The sequence below is a fragment of the Ruegeria sp. HKCCD4315 genome (assembly GCF_013112245.1).
Lineage (GTDB): Bacteria > Pseudomonadota > Alphaproteobacteria > Rhodobacterales > Rhodobacteraceae > Ruegeria.
Genome location: NZ_WVRN01000002.1, coordinates 222,845 through 239,477, shown reverse-complemented (window position 1 = coordinate 239,477; position 16,633 = coordinate 222,845). Strand labels below are relative to the sequence as shown.

The following is a 16,633-nucleotide window of genomic DNA, read 5'->3' as shown; positions in this document are numbered from 1 at the left end:
TCCTGCCGCAAACACAGCTCTCATGACTAAGGAAAGGGAACCGTTTCATGTCTGCCTGGATACGGATGATTTCTGACGAAGATGCCGATGCACCTCTGGAGGCGGTGCTAGACCTTGCCCGGACACCGCACGGTACCGTGGACAATGTCATGCGGGTGCACTCCCTGCGCCCCAACACCATGAAAGGGCACGTGGTGCTGTATCGCGCGTGCTTGCACGACGACAGCAACACGATCCCCATGTGGTTTCAGGAAGTTATCAGCTCTTATGTTTCGACATTGAATACGTGTCCTTACTCTTATGCCAATCATTGGGCCAATGCCCGACACCTGATCGGCGATGAGGCGCGTGCGGACAAGATCGAGGCCGCGCTGAAAGCCCACAAACCGCAGGACGCCTTCGACGGCGCGCATCTGGAGGCTTTGATCTACGCCGAGAAGTTGACAGTGGCCCCGGCCAAAATGGTCGAGTCCGACGTCGCTGCTCTTAGACAAGCAGGTTGGGACGACGGCGAGATCCTCGAAATCAACCAGATCGTCGGCTATTTCAACTACGCCAATCGATTGCTGAACGGTTTGGGCGTAACAACAGATGGCGATGTGGTTGGCTATTACACCAGTGAGTGAACCCAAGAGCTTTTCTGCCAGACCAACCTTGCGTTCTTTTGAGACCAGCCCGTGCGGTGGCAGCGCTGGATGCAACTGATGCGTGTCGCCTGTTTCTTTAAATCCTGAAACATTTTGCGGAAGTCTCGGTGCAATTCTCACTTTTACCTTTTCTGGGGCCACGGGTGTTATGCTGCCGCAGCGGCACAATCTTTGGCGCGCAAGTTGGTCTGGTCGACTGACGCTAACGTTCTAGCTCCGCGTTTATGAATGAAACGCGCCCCAAACTAATTGTCATCCTTGGTGATCAGCTGTCCACCCAGATGGCTGCGCTGCGCCAAGGTGTAACTGCGTGCGACGTCGTGCTTATGGCAGAGGTTCGGGACGAGACACGTTATGTTCCGCACCATCCGAAGAAAATTGCCTTTGTTCTGTCTGCTATGCGTCACTTTGCACAGGAGCTTGAACAGGAGGGCTGGCGCGTCCGATACGTAAAGTTGGATGATCCAGACAACACCGGCAGCCTTGTGGGTGAAGTCGACCGCGCCCGAAAAGCCTTGGGATTGAAAACGGCCGTCGTCACCGAACCCGGCGAATACCGCCTGTGCCAAGCCTTTTCCGAATGCGGCGACCTGGAAGTCTTGCCCGATGACCGTTTCATCGCTGATCATGCCGAGTTTCGCCAATGGGCCGAGGGGCGCAAACAGCTGCGGATGGAATTTTTCTATCGCGAAATGCGCCGCAAAACCGGGCTTTTGATGAACGGCGACGCGCCCGAGGGCGGCAAATGGAACTTTGATACAGAGAACCGCAAACCCGCAAAGTCAGATTTCTTCATGCCGCAGCCTGTGCAGGTCGAACCGGATGAAATCACCACCGAAGTTCTGGACCTGGTCGACGCTCGATTCAGCACCCACTTCGGGACGCTGCGCCCGTTCTGGTTTGCTGTAACTCGGGACAAAGCCCTGCAAGCGCTGGAACACTTTGTGGAAACCGCCTTACCGCATTTCGGCGACTATCAGGACGCGATGTTGACGGATGAGCCTTTCCTGTATCACTCGGTTCTCGCACAGTATTTGAACGCCGGGCTACTATTGCCGCTGGAAATCTGCCTCCGGGTCGAGCGCGCCTATTATGAAGGCCAAGCCCCCTTAAACGCAGTCGAGGGCTATATTCGCCAGATCATCGGCTGGCGCGAGTTTGTGCGCGGCATCTATTGGATGCAAATGCCGGGCTATACGCAGCAGAATTTCCTGAATGCCACACGCCCCCTTCCCGCGTTTTACTGGACTGCGGATACGGACATGGCCTGTATGAAACAGGCAATCTTGCAGACACGGGATGAAGCTTATGCCCACCACATTCAACGTCTGATGGTCACGGGCAATTTCGCCATGTTGGCCGGAATTGACCCGGCACAAGTGCATGAGTGGTATCTGGCTGTTTATGCCGACGCATATGAATGGGTTGAAGCCCCCAATGTCATCGGCATGAGCCAATTTGCCGATGGAGGGTTACTGGGGTCGAAACCTTATGCAGCCAGCGGCAACTACATCAACAAGATGTCGGATCATTGCGGCACATGCCGCTATGATGTGAAGCAAAAAACCGGCCCGAACGCTTGCCCGTTCAACCCTCTCTATTGGGATTTTCTGGTACGCAATGCGGAAAAACTGCGCGACAATCCCCGGTTAGGCCATGCCTACAGAACGTGGGGCCGAATGGCCCCTGACAAACAGCAAGACTATCTTGAAAGCGCGAAGATGATGTTGGACCAGCTTTAGCTTAACCGCACCACCTTCTATTTTTTCGAACACCTCGGTATGCTGGCTCAGTCTTAACGCAGCTCAGTCGCCTTGCCCCTGAAGATCGTGAAGGACAGATCCTTGTAACCCGCGATAATGGTAAGCACAAAGATCGATCCGAACAGGATTATGAACAGACTTTCTGGTGCGCTCGCGGCCTCGTAAATCGTCATTTGCTCAGGGACGACATAGGGATAGAAACGGTAAGCCATCCCGAAAAAGGCAAACGTGTATAAAACGATAGATGCCGCAAAGGGAAACCAGGCCCAGTTGTCATTCCGCGTTGGAAAATGGCGTAAAGCAAACCACAATAAAGCGATCAGAATGCCTGACATGAGCGGTAAGGGCAAAAGCAGGAAAAACTCGGGGAATGTGAACCATTTGTCAAAGATGCGTGGGCTGACCCAGGGGGTGGCCAGCGAAACGGCACTCAGGCCCAAAACCAGCCCCCAAATTCCACCTTTGGCCCAACGCACAGCCTTTTTCTGCAACAAGCCGTTGGTCTTCAGGATGATCCAGCAAGCGCCAATAAAGGAATACCCCACAGCCAGAAAACGGCTGTGATCATGGCAAAGACCCAGATTCCGAAACTGCGGTCCAACCCCATGATGTGTTTACCCAGCATGAAGCCCCGCGATAACCCGTCCTGCGGCAGATTGGCCTAAATCTGAGTGGCTAGGAACGCGACTTTTAGTTGCCTGACTTTGGCTCTCAAGCCATCGCGCAAGAATCGTTTCTCAGATCTCAGCGCATTCTGGGCTTGCCGCTTAGAAACTGCGTGTTTGCCGCTTTGCCTCAATCAAGTGCGTGCCCAAGAAAGCGCCCGTTCCGTACCTGCTCTGGGCGCGACTTATAGCGCTTGAAAAAGGCCCGCGACATCGCCGTTCTCGAGGAAAAGCCCGTCGCAGACGCAATCTCGACAAGCGGCATATCAGTATATTTCAACAGGCTATTTGACCTCTCCAGTCTGAGCTCCTTGTACGTGTCCAAAAGGGTCGCACCGGTTTTGCACAGAAAGCGCCTTTGAAGCTGTCGGATGGATGTCCCAAGTAAATCTGACAGATCGGAAATTCTCAGCGGATCTTCAATGTTCTCAAGCATTGTCTCAACCGCCAGAGTTACAATGCGATCTCCATTGGATTTTCGAATAAGTCGGTTTGAAAGCTGGCTTTCAGTTGTTCGCCGGGGTTCGGTCAAACCGACATAGCGCCGTAGCGTATCCGCCAAATGCTCGCCATGATCCAAGGACACAAACTCGGTCAGAAGGCGAAGGGCACTGAAGCGCGTATTGGCGCTGTGTATACGCCCGTCAACGGAAAAGTGGGTCGACGTACCGCTGTTTCTGATCCCCAATTCCATCGCCGCCGCTTCAAAACCTGAATGTACTGCAGCTGTGCTGCGTTCCGCGCCGCAGAGTTGGGCCAGCAGCATGACCGCGCCTCCGACAAGGATGGATCTGGGAGAAAGGTTCAAGACCTGACTGACCCAGGATTTTTCTGCTGCGGTTGGACACCACGCGGTTTCGAAATCGCCCCAAAGAATGGCTGTCCGTCCCGCCCAATACAGCGGTCCTCCAGCAGGATCTTCAGCGGGCACACGCAAGTTCACCACATAAGAATGTTTGTCCACCAATCTGTTCAATGCCCGGTAAAATTCCAAAACCATTTCTGCCGAGGCTTTGTCAGAGCTCCGGTACAAAATGACATCGATGCACCGCAACCGCTCAAAATCCGAGGGCGTTCCATTTACCGCATTCTCGTGAGCATTCGAGACAACATAGTGTTTCATTTGATTTACCAACCTTGTTTCGGTCAGCGCCACATCGGAACGCTTGTTTCCGATTGGCGAAAACCCCGCCATTGATTTGGCGGGGTTTTGTTTTGGGTTTACTCGGCTGCGTCGAGATATTCTTCCATTGGGGGGCATGTGCAGACGAGGTTTCTGTCGCCATATGCGTTGTCGACGCGGTTGACGGGGGACCAGTATTTGTCGACGCCCATGGAGCCCGGAGGGAAGCAGGCCTGTTCACGGGTGTAGGGGCGGTCCCAGTCGCCGACCAGATCGCGCACCGTGTGGGGGGCGTTTTTCAGCGGGTTGTTCTCCGCGTCGATCTTGCCGTCGATGATGTCCTGCGCTTCCGCCCGGATGGACAGCATGGCATCGCAGAAACGATCCAGTTCGGCCATGGGTTCCGATTCCGTGGGTTCCACCATCAGGGTGCCCGCCACCGGCCAGCTCATGGTCGGCGCGTGGAAGCCTGAATCGACCAGACGCTTGGCCACATCGTCGACGGTGACATGCGCCGCTTCGTCCAGCGGACGGGTGTCGAGGATGCATTCATGCGCCACACGCCCCGTTTCCGAGGTGTAGAGGATCGGATAGGCGTCCTTCAGGCGCGCAGCGATGTAGTTGGCGTTCAGGATCGCCACTTTGGTCGCCTGCGTCAGACCCGCGCCGCCCATCAGCAGCACATAAGCCCAGCTGACCGGCAGGATCGAGGGCGAGCCGAAGGGCGCTGCCGAGACCGGACCCACGGCGGTGCCGTATTCCGGGTGGCCCGGCAGGTGCTCTTCCAGGTGCGCCTTGACGCCGATCGGACCCATGCCGGGGCCGCCACCGCCATGCGGAATGCAGAAGGTTTTGTGCAGGTTCAGGTGGCTGACGTCACCGCCAATATCCCCCGGACGCGACAGACCCACCATGGCGTTCATGTTGGCGCCGTCGATATAGACCTGACCGCCGTGATCATGGGTGATCTGGCAGACCTCCTGCACGGTGGTCTCGAACACGCCATGGGTCGACGGGTAGGTGATCATGCAGGCGGCCAGGTTGTCCGAATGCTTTTCCGCCTTGGCGCGGAAGTCGGCCACATCGATATTGCCGTTCTCATCCGCCAGAACCGGCACAACCTGCCAGCCCACCATCTGGGCCGAAGCCGGGTTGGTGCCATGCGCCGAGGTTGGGATCAGGCAGACATTGCGCTGCCCTTCGCCGCGCGCGAAGTGGTAGTTGCGGATGGTCAGAAGGCCCGCATATTCGCCCTGCGCGCCCGAGTTGGGCTGCTGGGAGATCGCGTCATAGCCGGTGATCTGGCACAGCTTGTCGTTCAGATCGGCGATCATCTCGTGATAGCCCTGCGCCTGATCTTCGGGGCAGAACGGGTGCAGATTGCCAAACTCGGGCCAGGTGACCGGGATCATCTCGATCGTGGCGTTCAGCTTCATGGTGCACGAGCCCAGCGGGATCATCGCCCGGTCCAGCGCCAGATCGCGGTCGGCCAGACGGCGCATATAACGCGTGATCTCGGCCTCGGCCCGGTTCTTGTGGAAGATCGGGTGGGTCAGGTATTCGCTTTCCCGCAGCGCATAGTCCGGCAGGCGGTACTGCTTGTTCGAGCTGTCATCGGTGCGGTCGATGCCAAAGGCACCCCAGACGGCCTCGATGGTCTCGGGGCGGGTCTGTTCGTCCAGGCTGATGCCGACCTTGGTCTCGCCAACCTTGCGCAGGTTGACACCGCGCGCCACGGCAGCCTCCATGACGGTCTTCTGCAGGTGGCCAACCTCAACCGTGATGGTGTCGAAGAACACCTCCGGCTCAACGGCAAAGCCCGCCTCTTCCAGACCAGCGGCCAGGCGCGAGGTCTTGCGGTGCACCGATTGCGCGATGGCCTTGATGCCGTCGGGGCCATGGTACACGGCATACATCGAGGCAATGACCGCCAGCAGCGCCTGCGCGGTGCAGACGTTCGAGTTCGCCTTCTCACGGCGGATATGCTGCTCGCGGGTTTGCAGCGACAGGCGATAGGCCTTGTTGCCACGGCTGTCGATGCTGACACCGATGATCCGGCCCGGCATCGAGCGCTTCAGCTTGTCGGTGGTTGCCATATAGGCGGCGTGCGGGCCGCCATAACCCATCGGAACGCCAAAGCGCTGGGTCGAGCCGATGGCGATGTCCGCGCCCATCTCACCCGGGGACTTCAGCAGCGCCAGCGACAGGATGTCGGCGGCGACGATGGCAATGGCTTTATGTTCGTGCAGCGCGGCGATTTCCGATGTGAAGTCGCGCACGTGACCATGGGTGCCCGGGTATTGGAAGATCGCACCAAAGACCGCGCCCGCATCCAGGCCGTCGGGATCACCCACCTGCACGTCGATGCCCAGAGGCTCGGCGCGCGTCTTAATGACCGCGATGGTCTGCGGGTGGCAATTCTTGTCGACAAAGAAGGCCGCGTTGTTGGCCTTGGACCGCCCGCCACGCTTGGCCATGGCCATGGCTTCGGCAGCCGCTGTGGCTTCGTCCAGCAAGGAGGCGTTGGCCACGTCCAGCCCGGTCAGGTCAGAGACCATGGTCTGGAAGTTCAACAGCGCCTCAAGACGACCCTGGCTGATCTCGGGCTGGTACGGCGTGTAGGCGGTGTACCAGGCCGGGTTTTCCAGAATGTTGCGCAGGATCGGCGCGGGTGTGGTGGTGCCGTAATAGCCCTGACCGATCAGCGAGGTCAGAACCTTGTTCTTGCTCGCCACCTCTTTCATGTGGAACAGAGCATCACGTTCCGTCATCGCCGGACCCCAGTCCAGCGGCTCTTTCTGCCGGATCGCGGGCGGGACGGTGGCGTCGATCAGTTCGTCCAGCGTCTTGAAGCCGATCACCTTGAGCATGTCGCGCATCTCGGTTGGGCTTGGGCCAATGTGGCGGCGATTGGCGAAGTCATAGGCTTCGTAGTCGGTCAGTTTGAAGGCCATCTTTGCGCTCCTCACGGATAGGTCAGGGCCGGCGGAGACTGCGGGAGCCTCCGGCGGGAGTATTTGGAAAAAGATGAAGCGGGGGAGCCCCAAAGACGGGGCTCCGGGTTTGGGTCACCCGATGAAGGCTTTGTATCCGGCCTCGTCCATCAGGTCTTCAAGCTGCGACGCGTCCGCAATCTTGACCTTGTAGATCCAGGCTTCGCCCTCGGGGTCGTCGTTCAGCGCGCCGGGGTTGTCGGCCAGCGCTTCGTTCACTTCGACGATCTCACCATCGACCGGAGCGTAAAGTTCCGAGGCCGCCTTGACGGATTCGATCACGCCGATCTCGCCGTCTTTCTCGAACTCGTCGCCCACTTCCTGCTGCTCGACAAACACCACCTCACCCAGCTGTTCAGCCGCGTGTTTGGTGATGCCCAGCGTGGCGGTGTCGCCCTCAACGGTCAGCCATTCATGTTCTTCGGAATAATAGGTTGCCATCTTGTCTCTCTCCTGACTTCAACGCTTGTAATTCTGTGTGACGAAGGGCAGCGCCACGATCTCGGCCGGTTGCGCCTTGCCCCGGATGATCAGGTTCACCTTCTCACCGGGCGCGCCATGGCCTTTGCTCACATAACCCATCGCAACCGGGCCACCCACCGTGGGGCCAAAGCTGCCCGAGGTGATCTGACCAATCGTGTTGCCCTCAAGGCATTGCACCTCGACGCCCTGACGCGCCGGTGCGCGACCTTCGGGCTTGATGCCCACCAGCTTGCGGGCTGCGCCCTCGGCCAGTTCCTTTTGCACGCGATCCGCGCCCGGAAAGCCGCCTTCTTCCTTGCGGCGTTTCTGAATGGCCCAGCCCAAGGATGCTTCGATGGGCGAGGTGCTCTGATCAATGTCATTGCCATAGAGGCACAGCCCCGCCTCGAGCCGCAGGCTGTCGCGCGCGCCCAGACCCGCCGGTTCGCAATCTTCATGGGCCAGGAACGCCTTGCTGATCTCGATCGCCTTGTCCTCGGGGATCGAGATCTCGTAGCCATCCTCGCCGGTATAGCCCAGACGCGAGATGCGGCATTCAACGCCGTTGATATCGGCCACGGTGGTTTCCATGAACTTCAGATCGCGGGCAGCGGGGCAAAGTTCCCCCACCACATCCTCGGCCTTGGGACCCTGCACCGCCACCAGCGCGCGGTCGAAGATCTCGGTCACTTCGACGCCGTCCAGATTGGCCTGCATATGCGGAATGTCCTGATGCCGCAGCGCCGCGTTCACCACCACAAAGTAATGATCGCCCGCATTCGACACGATCAGGTCATCCATGATCCCGCCATCGGCGTTCGTAAAGAACCCGTACCGCGCCTTGCCTTCCTTCAGCGTCGCATAAGCCTGAGGGCACAAAGCTTCTAGCTTCTCACCCACATTCTCACCGCGCAAAATCACCTGACCCATGTGAGATACATCAAACAACGCCGCCTTCTCACGACACTGCTTATGCTCTCCCATAATCCCCATCGGATACTGGACAGGCATCTCCCAACCCGCAAAATCAACCATCTTACCACCCAACTCAACGTGTAAGGGGTATAGCGGGGTGCGTTTTACATCGGACATAATTCCAACCTTTCGATTAGCGGGATTGGTCGCGAACAACGGTCACCGTGCAATGTGCGTTGCGCACGACACGGGCCAGGTTCGGGCCGATCTCGTAGTTCGGGAAATCGCCTTTGGTCGAGGCCATGATGATCAGATCAAAGCCATCCTTGTAAGCGAGTTTCAGGATTTCGCGGTAAACACTGCCTTCTTCGATATGGACGTGCACGTCGGACGCATTGCCGTGATCCAGAATGGCCTGAACCGCGTTGCGAACGTGATCTTTCGCGCCAGCGCCGTAGTTAGCAGGCAGGTTCGGCAGCTGAATGATCTCGGGGATGACGGCTACGGCGTGCAGTTCGGCACCGTAGAACTTGGCCTGTTCCAGCGCGAGCGGCAGGGCGTTCTTCCACGAGCGTTCGTCGGTGTGATCAATGGGCAGCAGGATTTTCGTGGCCATCACGTCTCTCCTCGAGATATGGAATTCTGTTTTAAAACCGGGGGGCCGGTGTGGCCCCCCGCATTCGTCAGGGCCGAGCTTATTCGGCAGCTTTTCCGCCGGGCTCTTCCGATTGACCGTTCGAGGCGAAGAACTCTTTCGTCAGCTTGAAGACGATTGGGCTCAGCAAGGCCAGAGCGATCAAGTTCGGGATAGCCATCATAGCGTTCAGCGTATCTGCCAGCAGCCAGACAAAGCCCAGATCTGCTGTTGCGCCGAAGTAGATCGCGACGATCCACAGGATGCGGTATGGCAGCAGGGATTTAACACCCAGCAGAAACTCAACGCATTTCTCGCCATAGAAGGACCAGCCCAGGATGGTTGTGAATGCAAAGATCGACAGAGCGATTGCAATCAGATACCCACCGATACCCGGCAGAGTGGTTTCAAAGGCCAGCGACGTCAGAGCTGCGCCGGAAATCGCTTTGTATCCTTCGGTTTCACCATTGGCCACGAAATCCGCAACCGACGCATCCAACGCGCCCGAAGCGATGATCGCCAGACCCGTGATCGAGCACACGATGATGGTGTCGATGAATGTGCCCAGCATCGCGATCAGGCCCTGATTTACAGGTCCCTTGGTCTCGGCTGCGGCATGGGCGATCGGGGCAGAACCCAGACCAGCTTCGTTCGAGAAGACACCGCGCGCCACACCAAAGCGGATGGCAAGCCACACTGCTGCACCAGCTGCGCCGCCCTTGGCAGCCCAAGGCGTGAACGCATAAGTGAACACATCGCTCAGCGCTGCGCCGATTGAACCGATGTTGATCAGCAGAACCAGCAGGCCCGCAACGATGTAGGCAATGGCCATAAACGGAACCAGTTTACCTGCAACAGCACCGATGCGAGTGATACCACCCAAAATAACGGCGGCGGTCAGGATCATCAGCACAATGCCTGTGATCGATTCATTGATGCCGAAGTTTGTTTCCAGAACCTGTGCAACACCGTTGGCTTGAACGCCATTGCCGATGCCGAAGGCCGCAATGCCGCCGAACAGAGCGAAGGCAACGCCCAACCAGGCCCATTTCGCGCCCAGACCATTTTTGATGTAGTACATCGGGCCGCCGACATAGTTGCCCAGCTCGTCTTTTTCGCGATATTTCACCGCGCAGACAGCTTCGGCATATTTGGTGGCCATGCCCACCAGGGCGGTCATCCACATCCAGAACAAGGCGCCCGGACCGCCCAGGAAGACAGCAGTGGCCACACCGGCAATGTTACCTGTACCGATGGTCGCCGACAGCGAGGTCATCAGCGCGTTGAACGGGCTAATCTGCCCTTCGCCCTGACCTTCCCGCCCTTTGAACAGCAGGCTGAAGCCCGTGCCAATGCGCAGGATAGGCATGAATTTCAGGCCCACCTGTAGGAAGAAGCCGACGCCAAGGATGAGCGCCAGCATCCACGGCCCCCATACGACGCCATTAATGGCCCCTGTGATTGAAGTTAACGCTTCCATGGTTTCCCTCCCATTTGCGTTTGGTTATGCCCTGTTTGCGATGGCCCGCTGGCGGGCTTGCTTAAGAGCAGCGAAGTCTTCGTCCGCGTGGAACGATGAACGGGTCAGCGGGGTTGCCGACACGTGTAGGAAGCCCTTGGAACGTGCGATCTGTTCCAGTTGGGCGAACTCCTCCAGTGACCAGAACCGGTCAATTGGATGATGTTTCGGGGTCGGTTGCAGGTATTGGCCGACCGTCAGAAAATCGACTTGAGCGGCGCGCAGGTCATCCATGACCTGCCGCACGTCATTCAGGCTTTCACCCAAGCCCACCATCAGGCCGGATTTGGTGAAAATCTCGGGATTGGCGCGTTTCGCATCATCCAGAAGACGCAGCGAAGCATAATACCGCGCACCGGGACGTACCGTTGGGTAAAGATGCGGCACAGTTTCCAGATTGTGGTTGAAAACATCCGGTGCCGCGTCAAATACTATATTTGAGGCAGAACCTTTTCCCAGAAAATCAGGGGTCAAAACCTCGACCGTGGTGCCCGGGTTCTGATGACGCACGGCGCGAATGGTCTGCGCGATATGTTCGGCCCCGCCATCGTCCAGATCATCGCGGTCGACCGAGGTGATGACCACGTGGCGCAGGCCCAATTTTTTCACCGCCGCGGCAACCCTACCCGGTTCAAACGCATCCAGCGCATCGGGACGACCCGTAGAGACGTTGCAGAAGGAACAACCGCGTGTGCAGACCTCTCCCATGATCATCATGGTGGCGTGACGCTTGGACCAGCACTCGCCGATATTCGGGCAGGCAGACTCTTCGCAAACGGTCGCCAGATTATGTTCGCGCATCAGGCGGCGGGTTGCGTAATACTCGGCGCTATCGCCCTTTTTCTTGCGAATCCACTTGGGTTTGCGCGGGATGACACTGTCAGCCTTTTTGGCCTTTTCAGGATGGCGAGGGCGAAGCTGGATAGTCATCTGGCTGTTCTTTCTTACGCGTGGATTGCGCGGCCCAGGGCGTCCAGGCAGGCTTCTTTGACCGCCTCTCCCATCGCCGGATGCGCGTGACTGGTTGCTGCGACCTCTGTCACGGTGGCGCCCTTGGTCATGGCCAGAACCAATTCAGCGATCAGATCGCCGCCATGCGCCCCGCAGATATGCGCGCCCAAGATTTTGCCGTTCGGGTCTGCCAAAACCTTGACCGCACCGTCTGTCTCACCGGTCGAGCGGGCACGCGAGTTGGCCATGAAGGCAAACTTGCCAACGGCGTATTCGGTGCCTGCCTCTTTCAAAGCTTCTTCGGTCAAACCGACAGAGGCGACCTCGGGGTCTGTGTAAACCACACCCGGAACCGTGTTGTAATCGACATGTCCGGCTTCCCCCGCAAGCATTTCAACACAAGCAACGCCATCTTCTTCAGCCTTATGAGCCAACATCGGTCCGGGGACACAGTCGCCGATGGCATAGATGCCCGGAACAGATGTCTGGAACTTGCCGTCCACTTCGATGAAGCCGCGCGGGTCGACTGCGACGCCAAGCTCTTCCAAGCCCAGTCCACGAGTTACGGGACGACGACCAACGGCGATCAGAACCTTGTCGGCTTCGATCACCTCTTCTTTGTCTTTACCGACGCGATCCACGGTCAATGTCAGACCAGTCGCGTTTTCTTCAACGGATTTCAGGGCACGCCCCAACTGGAACTTCAAACCGCGCTTGCTGAGCGCCCTTTGCGCCAATTTGGCAATTTCACCGTCAATGCCAGGAAGGATGCGGTCCAGATACTCAACAACCGTGACCTTCGCGCCCAATCGCGCCCAGACCTGACCCAGTTCCAGACCAATCACGCCAGCCCCGATCACCACCAGATGATCCGGCACGCTGTCCAGCGCAATCGCGCCAGTCGAACTCAGGACGTTCTGTTCGTCAATCTCGATCCCCGGCAATGGCGTAGGCTCGGACCCCGTAGCAATCAGGATGTTCTTGGTCTCATGAACCTCGTCACCCACTTTGACCTGTCCTGCCGCCGGAATGCTTGCCCAGCCTTCGATCAGATCCACGCCGTTTTTCTTGAACAGAAATGCGATGCCCTTGGTCAAATCGCCAACGATCTTGTCCTTGCGCCCCATCATTGCAGGGACGTCTATGCTGGCCTCCCCGACCTCAATGCCATGGGAGGAGAGATGGGAGAGTTCGGCAAATTTGGCCGAGGAGGTCAGCAACGCTTTGGAGGGTATGCACCCCACATTCAGACAAGTGCCACCCAGTGCCCCGCGCCCTTCGACACACGCCACTTTCAAGCCCAGCTGGGCTGCGCGGATGGCAGCAACATAACCGCCTGGTCCACCGCCGATGACAATCAGGTCATAAGTCATTTCATCGTCTTTCAGTAAATCGGATAGCTGGTGCAGAGCGCGCGGACTTGTTCGCGGGTTGCCCGTTCAACGGCGGCATCGCCTTCCGGTGATTTGGCCAGTGCATCCAGAACGTCACCAATCATGTTGCCGATCTGTTTGAACTCTTCTGGCCCGAAGCCCCGGCTGCAACCGGCTGCGGTACCCAGACGGATGCCGCTGGTGATGGTTGGCTTTTGCGGATCGCCGGGCACGCTGTTCTTGTTGCAAGTGAAACCCGCACGTTCCAGCGCGGCTTCGGCGTCTTTACCGGTTACGCCGATTGGGCGCAGATCGACCAGCATCAGGTGGTTTTCGGTGCCGCCGGAAACGATGTCGCACCCGCGCGCGATCATTACATCTGCCAGAGTCGAAGCACTGTCGACCACACGCTGCATGTAGTCCTTGAATTCAGGCTTCAATGCTTCGCCGAAAGCCACAGCCTTGCCTGCGATTACATGCATCAGCGGACCACCTTGCAGGCCGGGGAATACCGCCGAGTTGATCTTCTTTGCCAGCGCCTCGTCATTGGTCAAAATGATGCCGCCACGCGGGCCGCGCAGGGTTTTGTGCGTGGTCGATGTCACCACATGCGCGTGACCGATAGGCGAAGGGTGCAGGCCGGTTGCGACAAGACCCGCGATATGAGCCATGTCAGCCAGCAACCAGGCACCGACCTCATCAGCGATAGCGCGGAAGCGGGCGAAATCGATCTTTTGCGAATAGGCCGACGCGCCCGCAATTATCAGTTTGGGCTTTTCTGCTTTGGCCAGTGCCTCAACCTGATCATAGTCGATCAGGCCAGCTTCGGTCAGACCATATTGGATTGGGCGGAACCATTTGCCGGATTGGGCAGGTTTCGCACCATGGGTCAGGTGACCGCCGGCATCCAGCGACATGCCCAGAATGGTGTCACCGGGTTGCAGCAGCGCCAGTTTGACCGCGCCATTGGCCTGCGCACCTGAATGGGGCTGAACGTTCGCATATTCACAACCAAACAGCTTTTTCAGCCGCTCAATGGCTTCAGATTCGACTTCGTCGACATATTCGCATCCGCCATAATACCGACGGCCCGAATATCCTTCGGCGTATTTGTTGGTCAGGACAGAGCCCTGCGCCTCGATCACGGCCTGAGAAACGATGTTCTCGGATGCGATGAGCTCAATCTGCTCGGCCTGGCGCGCGCCCTCACGGTCAATCGACGCAGCGATGACGGGATCAGCCTCTTTCAGCGACGTTTTGAACATGGTTTCCTCCTCCGCTTTCGAATCCTGAACTCGAAACATTGTTTCCTATAGTGGAATTTCGCTCTTCTTAGCAACATAATTCTCATATTTGTGATATTGCGTGCGTACAGGGGAATCTGTAACCTGCGATAAATCGGGAGGAAATTGATGGGCGACGACCATTGGAATGAAGGTTCTGTCCAAGACGAAGAGGACGAAGGCGCGGCGTTGGGCCGGTCCATTCGCGATGCACGGCGGGAAAAAGGCTGGACTTTGGAAGAGGCCGGGCGCGCAGCGGGAATCGGTCGTTCCACCTTGTCAAAGATTGAAAACAACCAAACCAAGCCCAGCTTCGAGATCGTGCGCCGCCTGACCCAGGCGTTGGATATGAACCCACCACAGTTGTTCTTGGAAACAGGCCAATCCGGCATATCGGGCCGGCGCGATTTCACGGCCAAAGGTCAGGGCGAGACCCGGGAAACCGCGACCTATCTGCACGAACTGCTGTGTTCGGACCTGACCAGCAAACGCATGCTGCCCTATATTGCGACGATCCGGGCAAGAGATATGTCCGAGTTCGATCCGCTTGTGCGCCATTCCGGCGAGGAGTTCATGTATGTCCTAAGCGGTGAGCTGATCTTTCTGTCGGAACACTATCGGCCGCTGCCGATGAAGGCCGGGGATTCACTGTATTATGACAGCGGGATGGGACATGGATGTATTTCGACCAGCAAGGAAGACGCAAAGGTTCTATGGGTATCTCTGGATTGAACTCGCCCCGGCCCAAGAAATTGAGTGTTTCTAATTGAGCTCCGTAACCGCAAAATCGGAATAGGAACGTCTTGTTTTTCGACCCGCTCGGGATAATGGTCGCTTCACCGGGGCCGGAATTTGCGAGGACATTATTCCATGAGCCAGAGATTTGACGCGTTCGCCGCTGGCCTGCACTATGATGATCTGGCCGAAGAAGCACTGTGGACACTGCGCAGATCATTTCTTGATACGATGGGGGTCGCAGCCGTCGGGTCCACTACAGAACTGTCAGGTATCGCGCGTCGCGTTGCGCCGCTGATTTTTGGTGCAGGCGGGGCCGGAGAGTCGCGGATGCTTATGGATGGTCGGACGGTCAGCCCGGTTGGCGCAGCTATGGCCGGGGCGTTCACTGTAGACAGCATTGACGCACACGACGGCACAACACCCTGCAAGGGTCATGCGGGGTCAGCGATCTTTCCTGCCCTGATCGCTATGGCTCAAGCCAGCGCCCCACAAATAAGCGGTCGCCGCTTTGCCGAGGTGCTGGCCACCGCTTACGAAATCTCCTGCCGCGCCGGGTTGGCACAGCATGCGACCTGCGCTGACTACCACACATCCGGGGCATGGACTGCCGTCGGCGTTGCCGCAGCAGGGGTCAAGCTGCTTGGAGGAACGGCCAAGCAAATCCGCCAAGCGGCCGGCATTGGAGAATACCACGGCCCGCGCAGCCAGATGATGCGCTGCATTGATCACCCGACCATGGTGCGGGATGGGGTTGGATGGGGCGCACCGTCTGGTGTAACGGCGGCTTATCTTGCGATGGAAGGCTTTACTGGCGCCCCTGCCCTGACCTGTGAGGGTGAGGACGCAGCCCCGTTCTGGGCTGATCTGGGATCTGGCTGGCGGTTGGTCGATCACACGCATTACAAAGCGTATCCCTGTTGTCGCTGGGCACATCCGTCACTCGATTCCGTCAAAGAGATGATGCGACACCACAACCTGTCTCATACCCAGATTGAACGCGTCGAAATCCGCACCTTCCACTATGCCACCCGTCTGGCTGGGCATGAGCCCGCAAATCAGGACGAATTTGCTTATGCGATCGCGTTTCCGGTGGCTGCAATGATTGTGCGGGGCAAGGTCGGGATCGAAGAGCTCAGCGCAGCAGCTCTGCGCGACCCGGACATCCTGCGCGTCAGCCGCACCATTGAGCTGATTGACGACCCCGAGATGACCCGCATCAGCACCGACAAACGATGGGCTCAAGTCACTTTGGTGTTGAACGATGGCCGCCGCATCCAGGATGCTGCCCGAACGCCGCGTGGAGACGCGGATATGCCCCTCAGCGACGCTGAGATTCGAGCCAAATTCCACGACCTTGCTGACCCTGTGCTTGGCGCGGAACGTGCGCAAGAAACCGCAGAACTGGCGCTGCAATTCGACGGGCTTGATAACGCGGGTTTCAAACGACTGTTGGATCTCTGTTGTCTTCCGGTCTGAGCATTCCTGAACGACTGGCAAAGTGCCGGATTTAAACTGAAAGATTTGTCTTTGGCTCGTCGCGACATCCGCATGTCGCGGGATTGGTATA

At 57.9% G+C, this 16,633-nt stretch carries 14 protein-coding genes; 4 read left to right on the top strand and 10 right to left on the bottom strand.

Annotation, left to right across the window (positions count from 1 at the left end; genetic code table 11):
* Nucleotides 1–47: 47 nt before the first annotated feature.
* Nucleotides 48–626: a carboxymuconolactone decarboxylase family protein gene (locus GS646_RS19015; protein WP_171185710.1), complete on the top strand. Its 579-nt coding sequence runs from the start codon at nt 48–50 to the stop codon at nt 624–626.
* A 245-nt stretch (nt 627–871) separates the two neighbouring features.
* A complete protein-coding gene (locus GS646_RS19010; RefSeq protein WP_171647312.1) occupies nt 872–2,389 on the top strand; it encodes a cryptochrome/photolyase family protein in 1,518 nt (505 codons plus the stop codon).
* A gap of 53 nt (nt 2,390–2,442) precedes the next feature.
* On the opposite strand, the gene GS646_RS19005 is transcribed toward GS646_RS19010, so the two are convergent.
* The 10 genes from GS646_RS19005 to glyA all read right to left on the bottom strand — a co-directional run bounded on the left by GS646_RS19005 (nt 2,443) and on the right by glyA (nt 14,310).
* A complete protein-coding gene (locus tag GS646_RS19005) occupies nt 2,443–2,904 on the bottom strand; it encodes a cytochrome d ubiquinol oxidase subunit II (RefSeq protein ID WP_253746478.1) in 462 nt (153 codons plus the stop codon).
* Nucleotides 2,905–3,205: 301 nt separating this feature from the next.
* Nucleotides 3,206–4,198, bottom strand: coding sequence for a helix-turn-helix domain-containing protein (locus GS646_RS19000; RefSeq protein WP_171647314.1), 993 nt, complete (start codon nt 4,196–4,198; stop codon nt 3,206–3,208).
* 98 nt (nt 4,199–4,296) lie between these two features.
* Nucleotides 4,297–7,152 carry an aminomethyl-transferring glycine dehydrogenase gene (gene gcvP, locus GS646_RS18995; RefSeq protein ID WP_171189202.1) on the bottom strand — a complete coding sequence of 952 codons (2,856 nt, stop codon included), beginning with the start codon at nt 7,150–7,152 and terminating at the stop codon, nt 4,297–4,299.
* 114 nt (nt 7,153–7,266) lie between these two features.
* Nucleotides 7,267–7,632 (bottom strand): glycine cleavage system protein GcvH, encoded by a 366-nt coding sequence (gene gcvH / locus GS646_RS18990; protein WP_171096793.1) that lies wholly within the window; start codon nt 7,630–7,632, stop codon nt 7,267–7,269.
* Nucleotides 7,633–7,650: 18 nt separating this feature from the next.
* The gene (gene gcvT / locus GS646_RS18985; RefSeq protein WP_171679262.1) at nt 7,651–8,745 is read right to left on the bottom strand and encodes a glycine cleavage system aminomethyltransferase GcvT; all 1,095 of its coding nucleotides are present in this window, start codon (nt 8,743–8,745) and stop codon (nt 7,651–7,653) included.
* A gap of 16 nt (nt 8,746–8,761) precedes the next feature.
* On the bottom strand, nt 8,762–9,184 hold the full coding sequence (locus tag GS646_RS18980; protein ID WP_171187494.1) for a universal stress protein: 423 nt from the start codon (nt 9,182–9,184) through the stop codon (nt 8,762–8,764).
* Nucleotides 9,185–9,263: 79 nt separating this feature from the next.
* Nucleotides 9,264–10,682 carry a sodium:alanine symporter family protein gene (locus tag GS646_RS18975; RefSeq protein ID WP_171095665.1) on the bottom strand — a complete coding sequence of 473 codons (1,419 nt, stop codon included), beginning with the start codon at nt 10,680–10,682 and terminating at the stop codon, nt 9,264–9,266.
* Nucleotides 10,683–10,706: 24 nt separating this feature from the next.
* The gene (gene lipA, locus GS646_RS18970) at nt 10,707–11,651 is read right to left on the bottom strand and encodes a lipoyl synthase (RefSeq protein ID WP_171647874.1); all 945 of its coding nucleotides are present in this window, start codon (nt 11,649–11,651) and stop codon (nt 10,707–10,709) included.
* Nucleotides 11,652–11,665: 14 nt separating this feature from the next.
* Entirely contained in the window at nt 11,666–13,045 is a 1,380-nt protein-coding gene (gene lpdA / locus GS646_RS18965; RefSeq protein ID WP_171187491.1) for a dihydrolipoyl dehydrogenase, read from the bottom strand.
* An 11-nt stretch (nt 13,046–13,056) separates the two neighbouring features.
* Nucleotides 13,057–14,310 (bottom strand): serine hydroxymethyltransferase, encoded by a 1,254-nt coding sequence (gene glyA, locus GS646_RS18960; RefSeq protein WP_171187489.1) that lies wholly within the window; start codon nt 14,308–14,310, stop codon nt 13,057–13,059.
* Between the two features lie 147 nt (nt 14,311–14,457).
* Between glyA and GS646_RS18955 the strand changes: the two genes are divergently transcribed.
* Nucleotides 14,458–15,060, top strand: a complete 603-nt coding sequence (locus tag GS646_RS18955) for a helix-turn-helix domain-containing protein (RefSeq protein WP_171095657.1) — start codon at nt 14,458–14,460, stop codon at nt 15,058–15,060.
* Nucleotides 15,061–15,198: 138 nt separating this feature from the next.
* Nucleotides 15,199–16,542, top strand: a complete 1,344-nt coding sequence (locus GS646_RS18950; protein ID WP_171187487.1) for an MmgE/PrpD family protein — start codon at nt 15,199–15,201, stop codon at nt 16,540–16,542.
* Nucleotides 16,543–16,633 lie beyond the last annotated feature (91 nt).